Consider the following 18,229-nt stretch of genomic DNA (forward strand, 5'->3'; position numbering starts at 1 on the left):
CCCGTTCGGGCTGAGCCTGTCGAAGCCCCGCGCAGCCATTCGCGAACCCCGCCCATCACAGCGCATCCCATGGGGAAGGCATGCGATAGGGCACGGTGATGAAATTCGCCTCGATCTGCTCGATCATGCCATGGTCGATCTTGAACAGTTCGGAGATATAGAAGCTGTGCGGGCGGCGCACGGGGCTTTTCACCGTGCGGCCGTCGGTTAGCTGGTATTCGTCGATCCGGCCGGAATGGTCGATGAAGCCAAAGGCCAGCACCAGCCCGCGCTCCTCGTCCACCAGCGGAAAGCGGCGGGCGCGCAGCGCGTCGTCATAGCGGTAGTTGCCCATGCGGAACTGCTCTTCGCAGCCCAGCGCCGAAACCGGCACGATCTTGGCGAATTCAGGATTGCGCGTGGTCTGCACGCCGTTTTCCACCCGCTGGCAATCGGGGTGGAAGCGGGTGTGGATCGTGCCGTCGTTGCGTTGCAGGGTATCGAAATAGCCATTCGAGAGCCGCACCATCTCGGCGCGATCGACCGGGCTTTCGGGCGCGCGATGCAGGATCGGCTTGTCCCAATAGCGCGGGTTCTCGAACTTGATGCCGCTGTCGGACTGCCGCACGATCAACAGCTCGGCCTCCTGCACTTCTCCCGCCTCGTTCAGCGCCAGCCGCACAGTCAGCGCCGATTCCTCGATCGCCTCGATCAGGGTGCCGAAATAGCCGACCTGGCCGGTGCGCGTGTCGGCAAAGCGCAACTGATAGGCGCCCAGCCCCTGCACTGTGCCCCACACGCCATCGTCGGTGGCCAGCATCACGTTGTTTTCCGAAAACCGCGCGTCACGTGCCCAGTTCACGCTGGCGCTGTCGCCCCGGTCCAGCGCGGCCAGAAAGGCATCGAGTGCGGCATAAAGGGCCTCGCGGTCCATCGTCTCTCCCTTTTCGCGGCTTTCGGCAAACAAGCCTTTGACGCGGTTATGGGGCTGGCATATCCTATCAATTGTTAGAATAAAAGGGGAGAGTTGCGATGGCGCGAACCGCGCAGGAAGAGGCTCTGCTGGCCCGCGTGCTGGCCATGTATCACGATGTACTGATCGCCATGGATAGCGGCGCAGTGGATCGCTACATCGCCCCGCACTACGTCCAGCACAGCTCGCTGGCAGAGCCGGGCGTGCCCGCGCTCAAGGCCTTTCTTGACCGGGTGAGAACCGAATCGCCCGATGCGCGGCAGACCATCCACCGCAGCTTCGTCGATGGCGATCACGTGGTGGTGCACACCCATGTGCAGCGCTGGCCGGGCGATCCCGGCCTTGCCGTGGTCGATATCTTCCGCTGCGAGGGCGACATGATCGTGGAGCACTGGGACGTGATCCAGGACGTGCCGAGCGCCCCGGTCAACCCACTGCCGATGTTTTGAGGGATAGGTACGCCATGCGCTTTACCGACCAATGCGTTGTCATCCTAGGCGGCAACGCCGGCATCGGCCTTGCCGCCGCGCGCCAGTTCGCGGCCGAGGGCGCGCGCCTCGCGCTCACCGGGCGCAATCCACAGACCCTGCACGCGGCCGCGAAGGAATGCAGCGCCCTTGCGGTGCGTGCCGACATGGGCGACGTGGCGCAAACCCACGCCGCCCTGGCCGAGATCGCGGAGGCACTGGGCGGAATCGACGTGCTGTTCGTCAACGCCGGCGTCGGCGGCTTTGCCATGGTTCCCGAGGTGACCGAGACGTTCTGGGACGAGATCCACACGGTCAACCTGCGCGGGGCGTTCTTTGCCATCCAGCACGCCCTGCCGCTGCTGCGCGATGGCGGCGCGATCGTGATCACCGGATCGATCGGATCGCTGGCGGCCGTGCCCGGCAATGTCGCCTATGCCGCGGCCAAGGCCGGCCTGCGCGCCATGGCCCGGATCGTGGCCAAGGAACTGCTGCCCCGCCGCATCCGCGTCAACCTGATCAGCCCCGGCCCGACCGACACTGACATCTTCAAGCGCGACGCCAGCGCGCACGACATCGCCGCCATGCGTGACATGCTCTCCGCCGTCGTTCCCATGGGCCGCATGGGCACCGCCGAAGAAGTCGCCAGCGCCGCCCTGTTCCTGGCGAGCAAGGAGGCCAGCTTCATCAACGGCGTCGATCTCTATGTGGATGGCGGGTGCCTGGAATTGGGGTGAAGCCGGCCGATCACCCTTACGCGAATTGTGAAAAATCGGCGCAGCCGAAGCGAATAATCCTTTCTTCTTTCCTTCGTGGCTTTGTGTCTTTGTGTCTTTGTGTCTTTGTGTGAAAAATTGTCTATTTTAATTTCACACAAAGACACAAAGCCACGAAGAAGAAGGAAAATGAAGGTTCTACTCCGGCTGCGCCGGGTTTGGCGTTCCTTTCAGACGTGCAGCGACGCACTGCCAAACTGGCGGCATTATGGCTTGTCCGAATTGTGCCTGCGGCACATTATGCCGTGATGTATGGCAGCAACGCCTCGGCAGACCTGGAAGCGCTTGTAACAACCGTCATCGACTGCGGATACAAGCTGCACGTGGATTTGGGGCCGGGACTGTTGGAATCAGTCTATGAGGCGATCTTGTGCCATATGCTGGAGCAGCGCGGCATGCAGGTGGAGCGCCAGAAAGCCATACCTATCGTCTGGCACGGCATGGTGCTGAACGAAGGTTTTCGGGCCGACCTGATTGTGAACAACGCCCTGCTGGTTGAAATCAAGTCACTGGAACGATGCGCCCCAGTGCATGGCAAGCAAGTGCTGACCTACCTGCGCCTGCTGTCCATGCCCTTGGGGCTGCTGCTGAATTTTGGCGGAGCCACATTCCGGGAGGGCGTACGCCGCATCGCCAACGACTACTATGGCTTGCGGCCGCAGAGCCGCCAAGCCGCCGAGTGAGCATCACATCCCCTCCGGCATCCCATCCAGCAGCATGGTCTTGGTTTCCACATAGGGCATCAGGCCTTCCGGCCCGCCTTCGCGGCCCACGCCCGATTGCTTGAAGCCGCCGAACGGCAGGCCGAAATCCATGCGCAGCCCGTTCTGGCCAAAGCCGCCGGTGCGGATGCGGCGGCCGATGCGCCAGGCCGCTTGCGGATCGTCGGTCAGCACCGAACCGTTGAGGCCATAGGCGCTGGCATTGGCCACCGCGATGGCCTCCTCCTCGTCCTCCACCGGGATCAGGCTCAGCACCGGGCCGAAGATTTCCTCCTGCGCGATGGCATCGGCGTTGTTCACATTGGCAAACAGCGTCGGCTCGATGAAATAGCCGCGATCGAGATGGCTGGGGCGGTTGCCGCCGGTCACCAGGTCGGCGCTGGCGCGCCCTTGCGCGATATAGCCTTCGATGCGTTGCAACTGCCGCTGCATCGCCACCGGGCCAAGCTGCGCGGTGGGATCGTCGCTATGGCCGATCACCACAGCGCGCATTTCGCTGGCGATCGCCTCGGCCAGCTCATCGTGCCGGGCGCGCGGCACGATCACCCGGCTGAGCATGGCGCAGACCTGGCCGCTCATCATCGTGATCGTGCCGGTCAGCAGCCTGGCGGCATGGTCGATGGCAAAATCGTCGCGCACGATGGCCGCAGACTTGCCGCCCAGTTCCAGCGTGCAGCGCGCCACCCGGCCAGCGCAGACCTGGCCGATGCGCTTGCCCGCCACGGTCGATCCGGTGAAACTCACCTTGTCCACGCCGGGATTGTTGACCAGGTGGTCGGCCGCTTCGCGATGGCCCGGCACCAGATTGACCACGCCCGGCGGCAGGCCTGCCGCTTCGGCCGCTTCGGCAATCAGATAGGCTTCCAGCGGGGTTTCCGGCGATGGCTTCATGACCACGCAGCAGCCGGTCAGCAAGGCATAGGCCACCTTGTTGGCCATGATCCCGAATGGGCCATTCCACGGCGCGATCGCCGCCACCACGCCCACCGGCTCCTGCACGATCAGCGCGGCGGCCGCCGCATGGCTAGGGCGCTGCTCCACGAAGCGAAAGCCTTCCGCAAAGCCGGCAATGCCATCAAGCGCCATCAGCGCGCCCTGGTGCATCGGCCCGGCAAAGCTGGCCAGGCCGCCGATCTGCGCCGTCCAGGCCCGCGCCAGTTCATCGGCGCGCGGGCGCAAGTGCGCGATCATCGCCCGGAACGCGGCGATCCGCTCGGCAGGGGGCGTGGTGGGCCAGGGGCCATGGTCGAACGCGGCCCGCGCAGCGGCCACGGCCGCGTCCATGTCTGCCTCGTCAGCCTCGGCCACCTGCGCCACCACCTGCTCGGTATCGGGAGACGTCACGGCGATCAGGCGGCCGCTGTGCGCGGGTACCCATCGGCCGCCGATGAAGAGGTGTTCGGGGTGGGCGACATGAACGCCCTGGGGAAGCAGCATCGGCATATCCTCTTGCGATCGATCAGGCAGGCAGCGGCGGCGGCAAAGCACATTCGACCTTTTCGATGCGGCCGCGGCGCGTGGTGTAGAAAATGAACTGGCGGATTTCCTGCACGTCCCCGGCGCGGATCGGGAAAAAGCCTGTGGCGCCCTTCGCATCAAGGTCGGCGCGCGTCAGGTCGCGCAAGGCCTCGATGCGGACGATGGCGTCCACCGCCGTGGCCGTCTCGCTGGCGGCAAAGTTATGGATGGACACGCTTTCCTTCACGCAGGAATGCAGCCAGGCATAGAATGCCTTGAGCTCTTCCCGGCTGGTGATGACGATGCCGAAGAATTCCATGCGCGGCGGATCGACATAGAAATCGGCCACCGCGTCATAGTCCCTGGCATTGAACGCGGCCAGGTAGCGCTCGTAGCCGGCGCGATCGAGCATCACTTGCCTCCCCTCTACCCGGCCGGATTCGGCCTTTCCACAACGCTAACAAATGATACGGTTATAGCAAGCGGCAAACCGGGTTTCGGAATACGAAAAGGGGCAGCCCGTCAAGGCTGCCCCTTTCCCCTCATGACCGGAAAATCGGTTCAGAATTTCTTGGCGACGCTCAACGCCCATTCGCGCGGACGGCCCACGTTGGAATAGACCGTGCCGGCCGAGGCATAGAGCGCGGAGAAGCGGATCGGCAGGTAGTAATACTTGTCGAACACGTTCTGCACTTCGAACGCCACGGTGAGGTCTTCGTTTTCGTTGCGCCAGGTCAGGCGCGCATTGCCCAGGGCAAAGGCCGGGTTGTAGCTCAGCGCGCTGGTCGGCGTGAGGCGACCCTGGTTCTGCTTGCCGGTATAGGCCAGGTCGAAGCGCGGGGTGAGCGAGCCATGCCCTTCGACCGGGATGCGATACTGGATCCCCAGGCTGCCCCGCCAGTGCGGCGTGACGATCGGGTCCTGCAACTGGATGGACTTGCCCACGGTCACGCCGATGCGATTCCATTCGCCATCGATCCAGCTCAGCGACGCATCGATATCCAGCCCTTCGATCGGGCGCGCGGTCAGTTCCGCTTCGGCGCCCCACATCTTGCCATCGCCGGCATTGCCCACGGCAGCGCAGGGGAACGGATCGGTGCCCACGGGCAGGCCATCCAGCACCGAGCAATCCGCCAGGTTGAGCTGGATATTCTTGTAATCGTTCACGAACCCGGAAAGATTGAAGCGCACCTTGCGATCGAACAGGTCAGACTTGATGCCCAGTTCATAGGCCGTGAGCGTCTCGGGCGTGAACGTGCCGTTGACCGCTTGGTTCTTGGTGAACGGGCGCGCGGTCACGCCGCCACCCTTGAAGCCGGTGCTGACCGTGGCATAGGCCAGCAGTTGCGGGCTGAAACGATAGTCCACGGAGATGCGCCAATCGAGCTTGCTGCCGTTGTAATTGGCCACCGAGCCGTTGAGCGCCCCCACCCCGAACGGATCGACCAGCGTGCCGCCGGCCCAGTTCTGCCGCACGAAGGTATAGTCCTTGTGCTCCTTGGTATAGCGCAGGCCGCCTGTCACGTTGAGGCCCGGCGCCGGATGCAGGATCACCGTGCCGAACGCGGCCTTGCTGTTGGCATTGACCGGGTCGTTGCCCTGGAATTGCAGGAACAGGAACGGCGCGCCATGGCCGATGTAGCGGATGTCCTGCCGGGTGAAATAGACCGAGGTCTGGTCGTTGTAGAACCCGCCGATGGTCCAGTCGGCCAGATCGCCGATCTTGCCGTTGAGGCGCAGTTCCTGGCTGAAGAAGTGGAAGCGCAGATCGTTGTAGCCGGCCCCGGCAATGTTCGGATCGGGCGTGAAATCATCGTCCGTGCCGAAAGTCTGCTTGTACTTGCGATAGGCGGTGATCGAAACCAGCTTGAGATCGTCGGTCAGGCCAACCGAAAGGTTGCTCGACACGCCCCAGCCCGAAAACACCGTGTTGCGCGGCATGGAATAGCTTTGCGCCGCCTGGCCGCCCGCATCCATGTACCAGCTTGCATAGGTGCAGCGCGGGCCGCAGATGAAATTGATGCCGTCGGTCTTGGTGGTATCGTCCACCGTCACCACGCTGGCGGCATTAGAGCGATTTTCATAAGTGTAGTCGCCGGTGACCACCCAGTCGATCTTGTCGTTGGGGTTGTAACGCAGCGAACCGCGCAGGCCGGAATAGTTCTTTTCGCCCAGCTTGCCAGTCACGCAATTGGTCGGCACGTTGGCGCCGGCGGTCAGGCCAAGGCTGTTGCCCGGATGCGCGCAGCCATAGTCGACAATATCGACATAGCCATCCTGGCGCTTGTACACGCCCGAGACGCGGGCATAGAGCCCATCGGCCAGTTGGAAATTCAGGCTGCCGCGCAGGTCTACCCGGTTGCGGGCGCCATAGACCGCCTCGATCTGGCCGGAATCGCCCGGCTGCGGCTTGACCGAGAACATCTTGATCGCGCCGCCGATCGAGTTGCGGCCCGTGAGCGTGCCCTGCGGCCCGCGCAGCACTTCCACGCGATCGAGGTCGAGCAGGTCCATCACCGAGCCGGTCAGCGTCGCATAATAGACATCGTCAACATAGATGCCCACGCCCGGTTCGTAGGCGGGGTTGAAGTCGGCCTGGCCGATGCCGCGGATATAGGCCGCCATCGACGAGCCATAGGCACCGCCCATCTGGGTGAGCTGGACGTTGGGGGTCTGCGCGGCGATCTGGGAGATGTCGGTCTGGTTGCGCGCGGCGAGCAGGCCGGCGTCCACCGCGGTGATCGACAGCGGCGTGTCCTGCAAGCGCTGGTTGCGGAACTGCGCGGTCACCACGATCTCGCGAATGCCCTGGTCCGCGCTGGCCGCCTGGGCTTCGCCCTGGGGCGCGGCCGCTTGCGACGCCGATGCCTGGGGGGCCGGCGCTTGTTGGGGTGCGGGCTCGGCGGCGTGGCCGGCACTGCTCAGCGCCAAAGCCATGGCGGCGGCGCTGCCGGTGGCAAAAAGACGCAACCCTTGCGTGTTGGGAATCATGCTGGCCATAAGCCCCTCTCCTGGATCGACCCGTTATCGGGCCTCGTTCTGTTTGTTAGTTAGACATACTAATCAACAGAGCGCAAGAGGGCGTTTGCCGATGCCGGCCGATAATAACATCTGATGCAATCAAACAACAAGCTCGATTGCATTTGCCCTCTGCAAAACCCGCAGATTTCCGCGCTGTTTCGCGTGCATCGCAGCAATCCACGCACCCCCTTGCCGCGCTTGCAGTCCTTGTCATAGTAAGCGGCATGACCAGCCGCACGAAGCCGGGCACCGCCCTTCCCGAACCGCCCCGCAACGCCATGGACGGCGTGGACGAAGACGCCGCCCTGCTGGTCGACCTGTTGAAACTCGCCACCTTTGTTTCCAATCCGATGCGCACCGGCGTGGCCGAGCCGCTGGACCTGGCGCCGACGGACCTGCGCATCATCCTGGCCTTGGGCGGCGAAGGCGAACTGGCCGGGCACGAATTGTCGGATATCATGGGCGTGCCGCCGATGAACGTCAGCCGCGCGCTTGTTGCGTTGCACCACAAGGGGCTGGTCGAACCGGGTGAAGACTTGCGCAACCGGCGGCGCAAGCCCTTCCGCCTGAGCGCGGCGGGCCGGGCGCTGTTCGATCGCACGGTGCCTGCCATGGCCGAGGTGAGTCGCCAGCTCTTCACCGATTTCAACGCACGCGACCGCGCTGCCTTCCGCCGCGCCGCCGGCCGTCTGCTCGCGCGGATGGTCCAGTCCGACCCCAGCCGCGAGGGCTAAGACGCGGGCGGACGTGAAAGGCCGTTCAGGCGTTCAAGGCCACTTCTTCTGCATCGGCGTGAAATCGCCGACGGCAAAGGCAGCGGCAAGCACCGGATGGGCAAAGCTCATCGGCACTTCCTGGCGATGCGGCCAGGTTTCGCGCACCTGGGTTTCGGGCAGGATCACATCCGGCCCGATGGGATTTTCCGGGTAGCACACCGCCGCCGGTTGCAGATGCGCGGTGGTCTTGGCCCAGCCGGTTTCGTAATCGGCCTGCCACTGCATCATGTAGTCCAGCCGCCGGATCTTCCACACGCCGTCTTCCTTGACGTAATCGTTTTCGTAGATGCCCGATTCCCAGAATTGCTGCGGCATGCCCTCGGGCTTGTCGGCCAGGATCGCATCGTGCCAGCCACCGGCCAGAATGCCGCGAAAGCGGCCCTTCGCGGTCTGCCCATCGGGCGCCACGGTGATCACGTCCTGCAACTGGAAATGGTCGAGCAGCAGCCCCTTGACCGGCCCGCGCCGGCCGCCGGTGAACAGATTCTGGAACCACGTGCCATAGAGCCGCATGATCCCTTCATACCCGCGATATTCGCCCGACAGGAACACCACCGCCCCGTCCCTGGCAAACAGGCCGGCCACTTCCTCGGGCCGGTTGTAATCGATGTAATAGCCATAGGCCCATTGCAGGCGGCGGATCGCATTCACGTCCTCGATCTGCGTCACCCGCGCTTCCAGGGCGGCCAGGCGCTGTTCCAACTCGCTCACTTGAGGCTCTCCCGTTTTTTGTTAGTATGCAACACTAACAATTGTGACCAATAAGGCGAGAGGAAAAACGATCATGTCCCATCCCGAAATTCCGCCAGGCTGGGCTGGCCAGGTGGCCCTCGTCACCGGCGCAGGCACCGGCATCGGCCTGGGCGTGGCACGGGCGCTGAGTGACGCCGGCCTGCGCCTGGCGCTGACCTATCGCAATCCGGCGCAGGCCGAGGCGGTGGTCGCGCAATTCGCCGCCGAAGGCCGCGCGGCGCCGCTGCTGCTGCCGCTCGACGTGACCGACCGCGCCCGCTGGGCCGAAGTGGTGGCGCAGACCGTGGCCCACTTCGGCGCGCTGCATGTGCTGATCAACAATGCCGGGGTCAGCGTGTTCGGCAATGCCGATGAAGCCAGCCACGCCGATTACGACTGGATCATGGGCGTGAATTTCGGCGGCGTTGCCAATGGCCTGGTGGCTGCCCTGCCCGCGATCAGGGCCGCCCAAGGCAAACGCGGCGTGGTCAACGTGGCCAGCATGGCCGCCTTCCTGCCCGGCCCCCAGGCCGGCCTCTACACCGCCAGCAAATTTGCCGTGCGCGGCCTGACCGAGTCGCTGCGCTATAACTTGGCGCCGCATGGCATTGCCTGCGCGCTGTGCTGCCCCGCGCTTACCCGCACCAGTGCCTGGGACAGCGCGCTCAAGCGGCCCGCAGCCTATGCCGAAAGCGGCTTTGGCCCGGTGGATGAAACCGCCCTGCGCCAGTTCGGCACCGCGTTCGAGGCCGGGATGGACCCTGACGAAGTGGGCCGGAAGATCGTGGCGGGCCTGGTGCGCGGCGATGGCCTGATCCTTACCCACCCCGAATTTGCCGACGACTTCCGGGAAATCTACGAAGAGAGCCTGGCCGCCCTGCCGCAGGAAGAGGCGCCACCGGCGCGGCTGGAAATCGAGCGCCTGCGCCGCGCCGCCATGGCCCAGGCCAAGGCCGGCATCGCCGTGGGCCTGGCCGACCTGACCTAAGCACAATGCCCGAAAAACCAATATCCCTGCCCTGCCCGTCTCGGCTACACGGGCAGGCGGACGGGGACAGGTTCTGGAGAGACGCACCATGTGCGACAGCGTGACCGAAGACGACAACGCCCAGTGGTTGGCAGTCAACCGCCGACAGTTCGCCGCGATGGGTGCGGGCGCCGCGACTCTGGCGATGGCGCCGGGCTGCGTCGCCGCTGCGCCCGATGGGCTGAAGACGCAATCGCGCAAGGTCACCATCACCACGGCCGATGGCACGGCGGACGGCTTTTTCGTGGCCCCGGCCAAGGGCAGGCATCCCGCCGTGCTGCTCTGGCCCGATATCGCCGGCCTGCGCCCGGCCTATGAAACGATGGCCACGCGCCTGGCCGCCGCCGGCTATGCCGTGCTGGCGATCAATCACTATTATCGCAACAGCCCCGCCCCGGTGCTGCCCGATTTCGCGGCCTGGCGCACGCCCGAAGGCCAGCAGAAGCTGCAACCGATGATCAAGGCGCTGAACCCGGACAAGATCCAGGCCGACGCGGGCAGCTACATCGACTGGCTCGATCGCCAGGCGGAAGTCGACACCACGCGCAAGATCGGCACCCAGGGCTATTGCATGGGTGGCCCCTACACCGTGTTTGCCGCCCACGCCCGGCCCGCCCGCGTAGGCGCGGCGGTGTCGTGCCATGGCGCCAACCTGGTCAATGACACGGCGCAGAGCCCGCACAAGCTGCTGGCCCAGACGCAGGCCTCGTTCATCTTCGCCATCGCCCAGAACGACGATGCGCGCAGCCCCGGCGACAAGACTGCGCTCAAGGACGCCGCCACCGCTGCCGGACGCCCGGCCGACGTGGCGGTCTATCCCGCCCAGCACGGCTGGTGCACGATCGACGCCCCGGTCTATGACCAGACCCAGGCCGAAATCGTGTGGAGCAAGCTGCTCGCGCTCTACGGCAAGGCCTTGTGATCCAGGCTTGATCTTGGCGGGTTGCGGTGGCGGGCGGGCTTCCACAGGCTCAGCCCGAACGGATTTGAAGTTTGTCCTCCCTTTCCCGTTCGGGCTGAGCTTGTCGAAGCCCCCTCGCGGTCAAGCACAAGGCCAGGCCCTTCGGCAGGCTCAGGGCGAATGGGAAGTGGGATTGGGTAATCGATATCTATCTATCCCAATCCCTCCGTTCGCCCTGAGCCTGTCGAAGGGCGCCCGCGCAACGCTGCAACCCGCGCTTACCGCCCCGCCGCTGCCCGCAGCATCGCCACATTGGCCTGCACCATCTCCCGCGTCGAGCGCGCCGGGCGGCCGGTCAGGCGTTTCACATCGTCGGTGCAGATTTCCAGGAAGCCCTCGCGGATGGCGCGGCCGAAGCTGACCATGTCGTCGCTGTTCCATGGCACGCCGGCCACGGTCTGGTCGTCCACCGGGCGGCGCGGGATGCCCATGGCATCGAACATCGCGTATTGCGCGTCATCGTCCAGATCGACGTAATCCACCGGGCAGCCGGTCACTTCGGCCAGGATCGCGGCCACGTCTGCAAAAGTCTCCAGGTGCGGGCCGGTGATGTTGTAGATGCGGTTTTCGTGGCCCGCCGTGGTCAGCACGGCCACCGCGCTGGCGATGCAGTCATCGCGCCAGACCATTGCCTCGCGCCCCTGCCCGGCATTGGCAAACCACGTGCCGCTCTGCATCACCTGCGGCCCGGCCATCAGCAGCATGGCATCGGCATAGTGCGCATCGCGCAGCATGGTCCAGGTGCAGCCAGAGGCGCGGATCAGGCGCTCGGTCTCGATATGGTCGTGCCGCACTTCGGCGGGGTTGGCCGGATCATCGATGCCGATGAAGCTGGTATAGACGATATGGCGCACCCCGGCCGCCACCGCCGCATCGATCGCCGCCTGGTGCTGCACCACGCGGGCGCCTACCCGCGTGCCGGAAATCAGCAGTAGCACGTCTCCCCTGGCCATGGCGGCGAGCAGTGTGGCGGGATGATCGAAATCGCCTTGCCGCACCGTGCAGCCCTGCTCCACCCGCTCGGCCAGCTTGTCGGGCTTGCGGGTAATCAGGACCAGGTCGGCGGAGCGACCCATCGCCACCAGGGCATCGGTCACGCCCCGGCCATAGTTGCCTGAGGCGCCGGTGATGACGATGCGGGTCATGCCACCGCGTCCAGTTGCGCTTGCGGCACCCACCAGCCGTGCACCTGCGGACGCAGCCGGGTGGGGATTTTCACCGTCGCCACCGGCCCCGCCGCCAGGTTGCCGGCATCGACGACCCAGGCGAAATGCTCGAAGGCATCCTCGCCGATCTGGTGATCCACCATCATCACCAGCCAGCCATCGTGCCCGGCGGTGGCCGGCACATGCACCGGCTCGTTGTAGCACCAGCCCGGTTGCATCGGCAGCGCCTGCGTCACCTGCGGGCTGGCCGTGTCCATGCCATCAAGGCGCACCAGCATGTCGAACATGCCCAACACCGGCCCGCCCATCACCGGCGGCCCCTGCCGTTCGGGATTCATCGTCAGCATCCAGGCGGTCTTGTAGGGGCGGCCCTGGCTCTTGGCGGGGATGATCGGGAAATCGCCCGGCGGGCCGATCACCGTTTCCTCCACCATGCCCGCCGGCCCATGGGGATCGACCGTCCAGCGAGTCAGCCCGCCCGTGATTTCCCAGGGTTGCAGGAACAACCCGGCCGGCTCGCGGATGAAGGCAAAGGCATTGCTGCTCGACAGGCACTGGTCGAAATGCAGCAGGCCCGCCTCATCCTCCCAGGCGTTCATCATGTGGTAGCAATAGACGCCCTTGGGGCCCTTGAACCACTTGATATCCTTGACGTCGCCATCGCGCGGCATCACGCCCAGCCAGGAATCCAGGCCCTGCTGGTGATGCCAGTGCTCGCCCCCGGCCTTCATCCGGTCAAGATCGGCGGTGGTCGGATAGACCGGAAACAACGCCCAGTTCTTGGTGATCGTGAAGTCGTGCATCATCGCGCAATAGGGCGCGTCGAACCACTGCTCCGATTTCAGCTCGCCATCGGCGCCCACGCGGGCATAGGCGATCTTGGTGGAGGCCAAGCCATCGGCCTCATAGCCATAGAAATAGAGATCGCCACTGTCAGGATCGATGCGCACGTGGGCGGTCATCGTTTCCGATTTCAGCAGGCCATCGAAATCGAACGAACCCAGCGTGTCGAGCGTGTGCGGATCGATGCGATAGGGCCGCCCGTCCTCCTTGGTCATCAGCAGCCGCCCGGCGTGCCACACCGGGGTGGTGTTGGCCACGGTGCGATCCACCCCGGCCACATCGGCATCGTCGGTAAAGGGATTGCGATACTTGCCAAACCGCGCCCGCCCCACTTCGCGCTCCGCCTTGTGGCGCGCGGTCTCGACAAAGCGGATGGCATAGTCGGCGGTGCCATCGGCGTTGAAGCGCACGCGGCTGATCATGCCGTCGCCCGACAGCGTGTGATCGTCAGCAAACTTGGGCGGAAACGCCGGATCGGGCACGGCGCGGAAAAAGGCACCGCGCACTTCGGGCGGCAAGATGCCTTCCACCGGCAGCCCGTCCAGCGTCAATTCGGTGCGCACGGGCGCATTGAGCCCGATGAAATAGGGAGTCGGCGGATAGTCGCCCATGGCATCCTCATCTTATCAATTGTTAGAATAGATGTACCACTAGGCGCCCAGGGATCAAGCGGATTCCGGCCATAAAAAAGCCCCCTCCTCTTCGCAAGGAGGGGGTTGGGGGTGGTGCGATGCCATGAGCGACATCACCACCAGACGAAATCAGAAATTCCGCTTCACCGTCACCGCCCAGGTGCGCGGCAGGCCCGGCGCGCCGGCGCTCGTGCCGATCGGGCCGAAGTTGGCGGTCATCGAGGTGAAGTAATACTTGTTGGTCAGGTTGCGCACTTCGGCGCTGACCGACCAGGTGTCCGCCTCGCTCTTCCAGGTCACGCGGGCATTGGCGAGGAAATAGTCGTCGATGCGGTTGGTCGCGGTTTGATAGGCCAGCGCGCTGGGCGTGGCGGCCGGAACATTGACCGCGTCGACGTTGGTGGGATCGACATAGATGTGCGACTGGTAGCTGCCATCGAGGCGCACCGTGACCAGGCCCTTGAGCACGTCGGGAATGTCATAGGACAGCCCTGCGTTCCATTTCCATTCCGGCGTATAGGGCGGCACCATGCTGGCGGTCACGCCGGTATTGGCGGTATCCACCGTGGTGTACTTGAACTTGAGCCACGAGAGCGATCCATCGAGCGTGAGGTGCTCGATCGGCCGGATCGTGGTTTCCACCTCGATCCCCTTCACATGGGCAGACCCCACATTCTTGGGCTGGAGGCAGGGCGTGGTGGGGAATCCGGCAGTGTTCGGGCAGTTGAGCACCGTCAGGATGATGTTCTTGTAATCGTTGAAGAACGCTGAAACGTTGAAGCGCACGCGGCGGTCGAACAGGTCAGACTTGAAGCCCGCCTCATAGGCCGTGATCGTCTCGGGCCGGAAATCCTCGACCTGGCTGGGATAGAACGGACGCGGATTGACCCCGCCCGAACGATAGCCGGTCGAGACCTGGCCATAGACCATCAGCGCGGGCGAGAAGCGATAGTCGGCGGCTACGCGCCAATCGAGCCGCGAGGCGTCGAACGTCTTGTACAGCCCGTTGAGCGCGGCCAGCGCGCAGTTGGGCGGCTGGTTCACGCCGAACGGATAGCCGGTGCAGGGCTGGATCGTGGAGCCATCGGGATTGTGGCGGACATAGCCATATTCCTTGTGGTCCCAGGATTCGCGCAGCCCCCCCGTCAGCGTGAAGGCCTCAAACGGCTTCCAGCTCGCGTTGGCAAAGATCGCCTTGTTGGTCGCCGGCGTCGGATCGGGGCCGTGGAGGAAATCGATGCCCGCATAGTTGAGGTCGATGCGCCCGGTAAACAGGCCCTTGGCGTGGAAATAGAATCCGCCCAGCACGAAATCGAGCGTGTTGTTCAGCGCCTTGCCGGTGAGGCGCAGTTCCTGGCTCCACTGCGTGTTGCTCTGCGCCTGGTTGAGCATCGAGGGCACGACAGGCGCGCTTTCGGCAAACGACCAGTCGGAGTCATAGTGGCGATAGGCGGTGATCGATTTCAGCGCCAGGCTCGGCCCCAGCGTCCAGTCGATCGTGCCGGCAAAGCCATAGTTGTCGAGGTTGGAATGGCGGTTGAGCGCCAGGGGCTTGTACGGCACCTGGTGATCGGGCCGCGCCGCGTCATAGAACGTGGCATAGCTGACATAGCGCTTGTCATAGCCCGACAGCGTGTCGCAACTGTTGCGGCCATTGGGCACAAAGCGGCAGTCGAGCGGGATCGGCGCGCCGTCGGTGCCATAGAGCCAGGCGCGGTTGGGATCCTTGGTGACCGGCGATCCGGCGAACTGGGCGATGTTGTTGCCATAGATCAGCACCGACGCGCCCGGCTCGTCGCGCTCGCGGGTATAGTCGGCCGAGACATTGACTTCGATATCGCTGGTCGGCGTCCAGCGCAGCGCCACCTTGCCGGCGGCGAAGCTGGTGCCACCCAGCGTGCCGACCTGCGGATTGGCGCCGGTCGCCATGGTCGGCACCGTGGTGCCCGGATGAGTCAGCGCATAGTCCAGGATCTTGACGTAGCCGTCGCGGTTCTTGCTCACGCCCGAAACGCGCATGGCGAGATTGTCGGTCAGCTTGAGATCGAAATGGCCGCGCAGATCGACGCGGTGATAGCTGCCGTAAGTGGCTTCGAACGAACCCGAATTGTCGCCCTTGGGCTTCACCCCATAGAGCTTGATCGAGCCGCCCAGCGAGTTGCGCCCGGCAAGCGTGCCCTGCGGCCCGCGCAGCACTTCCACGCGATCAAGGTCCATCAGGTCGAGCAGCGAACCCGTCAGCGTGGGCAGGTAGACATCGTCCACATACATCCCCACGCCCGGCTCCAGCGCAAAGTTGGGGTCGGACTGGCCGACACCGCGAATGAAGGCGATGATGCCCGGCCCCAGATACTGGTTCTGCGGCGCGAGCGTGACGTTGGGTGTCTGTGCTGCCACTTCGGAAATGTTGGTCTGCCCGCGCGCGGCCAGGGCCGCGCCGTTGACCGCCGTGATTGCCAGCGGCGTGTCCTGCAACCGCTGCGTGCGGAACTGCGCGGTCACGACGATTTCGGGGGTGGTGGCCGATGTCTTTTCGGCCGGTGCCTGCGGGGTTTCGGGCGCGGTTTGCGCCAGAGCGGGCGTGGCGGCAAGCGACAGCAACGCGGCTGCCGAACACAGCAGATCGCAGCGTGAAAACGCCATTTCGGTATCCTCCCAAGGATAGCAGCCGGTTCGTTCCGGTCTGGGAACCTTGGTATCACATACGCGAAACTTTCAGCAATGCGAAAACACGGCGCGACACGTATAAATCATAACTGTTGCAAATCCGCCCCGCTTCATGCCTCCCAAAAGGCGGTGGCGCGCATCTCGATGCTGACGCGCGGCGGCGCATCGGCCGGGCAGCCGGGCAGATCGAAGGCGACATGCGGCACATGGGTGGCGCGGCGCGAATCGCTGTCGAACGTCTTGAACACGATCGCCTCGTCCGCCGTCAGATCGGAGAACCAGTGCCAGCGATGCGCCGGATTGGCCGCGATCACATAGCTTTCGAACGACCATTCCGGCGCGCCGCCGGGGGGATCGAAAATGGCGTCGGCGGCAATGCAATCCTCGCGCGCCAGGCTGCGCGCGTCGCACAGGGCCAGCGGCACGTCCTGCGGCGGGGCGGACAGCGCGCGCCACACGTTGTATTGCGCCACGCGGGTGTGCGGGCGCCCGGCGGCAAGACGCTGGCTCATCGTCAGCGCGGTGCCCGGCGAAACATCGATATGGGCAAAGCGCGCGGGCATGGAATTGTCGAGGCTGCCGGCACGGCCCGATCGTTCGGAAAAGCGCAGCAGGCCCGCGCCCGTCACCTCCACCCGGCTCGCGCTGGTCAAGTCCTTGATCAGCGACACGATTTCCGGGACGTGGACGACCATGACCTGGGCGCGATCGGCAAAGTCGGTAACGGCGCTGGGATCGCGGACCAGTTCAAAGCCTTCCACGTCGAGGCTGGTGCCCCGCCCTCGTGCATCGCGGATGGGCATGGCGACCGGGGCGATCTCCACCTCGTCCCGCTCGTGCGCGTTGGCGTAATAGCGCGGGCGCGCCAGGCTGCGCCCGGAATAGGCGATCAGGGCTTCCATCACTCGCATCCTCTTCCCGGCCCGGCGCCATCCCTGCCCCGTGACCAAACAAAAAGGCCCGCCACCGGGGCGGGCCTTTCGGCAGCTTAACCGGCGGCGAGCTGCTTTTCCAGTTCGCCCAGCACCCGATAGCAATCGAGCACCTGGCCCACCGAGCTGTTGGGCTCGCGCCCTTCGCGGATCGCGGCGATGAATTCGCGGTCCTGCAATTCGATGCCGTTCATCGACACATCGACATGGCTCACGTCGATCGGCTCTTCCTTGCCGTTCACCAGATCGTCGTAGCGCGCTATATAGGTGGCGGTGTCACCGATATAGCGGAAGAACGTGCCGAGCGGACCATCGTTGTTGAACGAGAGCGAGAGCGTGCAGATCGCGCCGCTTTCGCTCTTGAGCTGGATCGACATGTCCATGGCGATGCCCAGTTCCGGATGGATCGGCCCTTCGATGGCATTGGCCTTGACGATCTTGCCGGCCTGGTAGGCGAACAGATCCACCGTGTGGGCGGCGTGGTGCCACAGCAGGTGGTCGGTCCACGAGCGCGCTTCGCCCTTGGCGTTGATGTTCTTGCGGCGGAAGAAGTAGGTCTGCACGTCCATCTGCTGGACGTTGAATTCGCCGGCCTTGATCTTGTTATGCACGTACTGGTGCGAAGGGTTGAAGCGGCGGGTGTGGCCGACCATGCAGACCAGCCCGGTTTCCTGCTGCTTGGCGACCACGGCTTCGGCATCGGCCCAGCTATCGGCCAGGGGAATTTCCACCTGCACGTGCTTGCCCGCGTTCATGCAGGCGATCGCTTGCTCGGCATGCATCTGCGTGGGCGTGCACAGGATCACGGCGTCGACATCGGGCAGCGCCAGCGCTTCATCCAGCTCCGTGCCGGAATGGCGAGCGCCATACTTGGCCGCGACGGCCGCGGCCTGATCGGCGCGGCGGCTGATCACCGAAACGATTTCGACGCCATCGATATTCTTGAGGCCATCGAGGTGCTTTTCGCCAAAGGCGCCGGCACCGACCAGGGCAATACGCATGGGGGTAACTCCTTAAAGCTCCCCTCCCGCTGGCGGGAGGGGCTGGGGGAGGGAATGTTCCCTTCCTGAAACGTGACTTTGGGGAGAGCATCGGAA

The 18,229-nt window shown here is 64.7% G+C and carries 16 protein-coding genes; 6 read left to right on the plus strand and 10 right to left on the minus strand.

Going from position 1 to position 18,229, the window contains the following annotated elements:
• Positions 1 to 55: 55 nt before the first annotated feature.
• Entirely contained in the window at positions 56 to 913 is an 858-nt protein-coding gene (locus IE191_RS12725) for a DUF8021 domain-containing protein (protein WP_191324745.1), read from the minus strand.
• Positions 914 to 1,011: 98 nt separating this feature from the next.
• On the opposite strand from IE191_RS12725, the gene IE191_RS12730 reads away from it, so the two are divergent.
• The 3 genes from IE191_RS12730 to IE191_RS12740 all read left to right on the plus strand — a co-directional run bounded on the left by IE191_RS12730 (position 1,012) and on the right by IE191_RS12740 (position 2,878).
• The gene (locus tag IE191_RS12730; RefSeq protein WP_191324746.1) at positions 1,012 to 1,401 is read left to right on the plus strand and encodes a nuclear transport factor 2 family protein; all 390 of its coding nucleotides are present in this window, start codon (positions 1,012 to 1,014) and stop codon (positions 1,399 to 1,401) included.
• Positions 1,402 to 1,415: 14 nt separating this feature from the next.
• A complete protein-coding gene (locus IE191_RS12735; protein ID WP_191324747.1) occupies positions 1,416 to 2,156 on the plus strand; it encodes an SDR family oxidoreductase in 741 nt (246 codons plus the stop codon).
• Between the two features lie 197 nt (positions 2,157 to 2,353).
• Positions 2,354 to 2,878, plus strand: a complete 525-nt coding sequence (locus IE191_RS12740; protein ID WP_308432905.1) for a GxxExxY protein — start codon at positions 2,354 to 2,356, stop codon at positions 2,876 to 2,878.
• Positions 2,879 to 2,881: 3 nt separating this feature from the next.
• Here IE191_RS12740 and IE191_RS12745 read toward each other — a convergent pair whose 3' ends face one another.
• The 3 genes from IE191_RS12745 to IE191_RS12755 form a co-directional block, all read right to left on the minus strand.
• Positions 2,882 to 4,351 (minus strand): aldehyde dehydrogenase, encoded by a 1,470-nt coding sequence (locus IE191_RS12745; RefSeq protein ID WP_191324819.1) that lies wholly within the window; start codon positions 4,349 to 4,351, stop codon positions 2,882 to 2,884.
• A 25-nt stretch (positions 4,352 to 4,376) separates the two neighbouring features.
• The gene (locus IE191_RS12750; protein WP_191324748.1) at positions 4,377 to 4,787 is read right to left on the minus strand and encodes a nuclear transport factor 2 family protein; all 411 of its coding nucleotides are present in this window, start codon (positions 4,785 to 4,787) and stop codon (positions 4,377 to 4,379) included.
• 149 nt (positions 4,788 to 4,936) lie between these two features.
• Positions 4,937 to 7,375, minus strand: a complete 2,439-nt coding sequence (locus tag IE191_RS12755; RefSeq protein ID WP_229815332.1) for a TonB-dependent receptor — start codon at positions 7,373 to 7,375, stop codon at positions 4,937 to 4,939.
• Positions 7,376 to 7,620: 245 nt separating this feature from the next.
• On the opposite strand from IE191_RS12755, the gene IE191_RS12760 reads away from it, so the two are divergent.
• Entirely contained in the window at positions 7,621 to 8,130 is a 510-nt protein-coding gene (locus tag IE191_RS12760) for a MarR family winged helix-turn-helix transcriptional regulator (protein WP_191324749.1), read from the plus strand.
• Between the two features lie 33 nt (positions 8,131 to 8,163).
• On the opposite strand, the gene IE191_RS12765 is transcribed toward IE191_RS12760, so the two are convergent.
• Positions 8,164 to 8,883, minus strand: a complete 720-nt coding sequence (locus IE191_RS12765) for a nuclear transport factor 2 family protein (protein ID WP_191324750.1) — start codon at positions 8,881 to 8,883, stop codon at positions 8,164 to 8,166.
• Positions 8,884 to 8,956: 73 nt separating this feature from the next.
• Between IE191_RS12765 and IE191_RS12770 the strand changes: the two genes are divergently transcribed.
• Both IE191_RS12770 and IE191_RS12775 read left to right on the plus strand, forming a co-directional pair.
• Positions 8,957 to 9,892, plus strand: a complete 936-nt coding sequence (locus IE191_RS12770) for an SDR family oxidoreductase (RefSeq protein WP_191324751.1) — start codon at positions 8,957 to 8,959, stop codon at positions 9,890 to 9,892.
• 88 nt (positions 9,893 to 9,980) lie between these two features.
• Positions 9,981 to 10,853: a dienelactone hydrolase family protein gene (locus IE191_RS12775; protein WP_191324752.1), complete on the plus strand. Its 873-nt coding sequence runs from the start codon at positions 9,981 to 9,983 to the stop codon at positions 10,851 to 10,853.
• A 257-nt stretch (positions 10,854 to 11,110) separates the two neighbouring features.
• On the opposite strand, the gene IE191_RS12780 is transcribed toward IE191_RS12775, so the two are convergent.
• From IE191_RS12780 to IE191_RS12800, 5 genes are all read right to left on the minus strand, one after another.
• A complete protein-coding gene (locus IE191_RS12780; protein WP_191324753.1) occupies positions 11,111 to 12,037 on the minus strand; it encodes an NAD(P)H-binding protein in 927 nt (308 codons plus the stop codon).
• The gene (nov2, locus tag IE191_RS12785; protein WP_191324754.1) at positions 12,034 to 13,512 is read right to left on the minus strand and encodes a lignostilbene-alpha,beta-dioxygenase NOV2; all 1,479 of its coding nucleotides are present in this window, start codon (positions 13,510 to 13,512) and stop codon (positions 12,034 to 12,036) included. Before nov2 ends, IE191_RS12780 begins: the two co-directional genes overlap by 4 nt.
• Positions 13,513 to 13,662: 150 nt before the next feature.
• Positions 13,663 to 16,176 carry a TonB-dependent receptor gene (locus tag IE191_RS12790; RefSeq protein ID WP_191324755.1) on the minus strand — a complete coding sequence of 838 codons (2,514 nt, stop codon included), beginning with the start codon at positions 16,174 to 16,176 and terminating at the stop codon, positions 13,663 to 13,665.
• Between the two features lie 134 nt (positions 16,177 to 16,310).
• Positions 16,311 to 17,102 (minus strand): CmcJ/NvfI family oxidoreductase, encoded by a 792-nt coding sequence (locus IE191_RS12795; protein ID WP_191324756.1) that lies wholly within the window; start codon positions 17,100 to 17,102, stop codon positions 16,311 to 16,313.
• Positions 17,103 to 17,188: 86 nt separating this feature from the next.
• Positions 17,189 to 18,133 (minus strand): Gfo/Idh/MocA family oxidoreductase, encoded by a 945-nt coding sequence (locus IE191_RS12800; protein ID WP_191324757.1) that lies wholly within the window; start codon positions 18,131 to 18,133, stop codon positions 17,189 to 17,191.
• Positions 18,134 to 18,229 lie beyond the last annotated feature (96 nt).

The organism is Novosphingobium pokkalii (assembly GCF_014652855.1).
GTDB lineage: Bacteria > Pseudomonadota > Alphaproteobacteria > Sphingomonadales > Sphingomonadaceae > Novosphingobium > Novosphingobium pokkalii.

What these genes read in the sequence shown, in the direction of transcription:
- IE191_RS12750 (WP_191324748.1), bottom strand. Translation starts at nt 4,787, where the DNA reads ATGCTCGATCGCGCCGGCTACGAGCGCTACCTGGCCGCGTTCAATGCC.
- IE191_RS12730 (WP_191324746.1), top strand. Translation starts at nt 1,012, where the DNA reads ATGGCGCGAACCGCGCAGGAAGAGGCTCTGCTGGCCCGCGTGCTGGCC.
- IE191_RS12795 (WP_191324756.1), bottom strand. Translation starts at nt 17,102, where the DNA reads ATGGAAGCCCTGATCGCCTATTCCGGGCGCAGCCTGGCGCGCCCGCGC.
- IE191_RS12775 (WP_191324752.1), top strand. Translation starts at nt 9,981, where the DNA reads ATGTGCGACAGCGTGACCGAAGACGACAACGCCCAGTGGTTGGCAGTC.
- nov2 (WP_191324754.1), bottom strand. Translation starts at nt 13,512, where the DNA reads ATGGGCGACTATCCGCCGACTCCCTATTTCATCGGGCTCAATGCGCCC.
- IE191_RS12735 (WP_191324747.1), top strand. Translation starts at nt 1,416, where the DNA reads ATGCGCTTTACCGACCAATGCGTTGTCATCCTAGGCGGCAACGCCGGC.
- IE191_RS12725 (WP_191324745.1), bottom strand. Translation starts at nt 913, where the DNA reads ATGGACCGCGAGGCCCTTTATGCCGCACTCGATGCCTTTCTGGCCGCG.
- IE191_RS12780 (WP_191324753.1), bottom strand. Translation starts at nt 12,037, where the DNA reads ATGACCCGCATCGTCATCACCGGCGCCTCAGGCAACTATGGCCGGGGC.
- IE191_RS12755 (WP_229815332.1), bottom strand. Translation starts at nt 7,375, where the DNA reads ATGGCCAGCATGATTCCCAACACGCAAGGGTTGCGTCTTTTTGCCACC.
- IE191_RS12790 (WP_191324755.1), bottom strand. Translation starts at nt 16,176, where the DNA reads ATGGCGTTTTCACGCTGCGATCTGCTGTGTTCGGCAGCCGCGTTGCTG.
- IE191_RS12760 (WP_191324749.1), top strand. Translation starts at nt 7,621, where the DNA reads ATGACCAGCCGCACGAAGCCGGGCACCGCCCTTCCCGAACCGCCCCGC.
- IE191_RS12770 (WP_191324751.1), top strand. Translation starts at nt 8,957, where the DNA reads ATGTCCCATCCCGAAATTCCGCCAGGCTGGGCTGGCCAGGTGGCCCTC.
- IE191_RS12800 (WP_191324757.1), bottom strand. Translation starts at nt 18,133, where the DNA reads ATGCGTATTGCCCTGGTCGGTGCCGGCGCCTTTGGCGAAAAGCACCTC.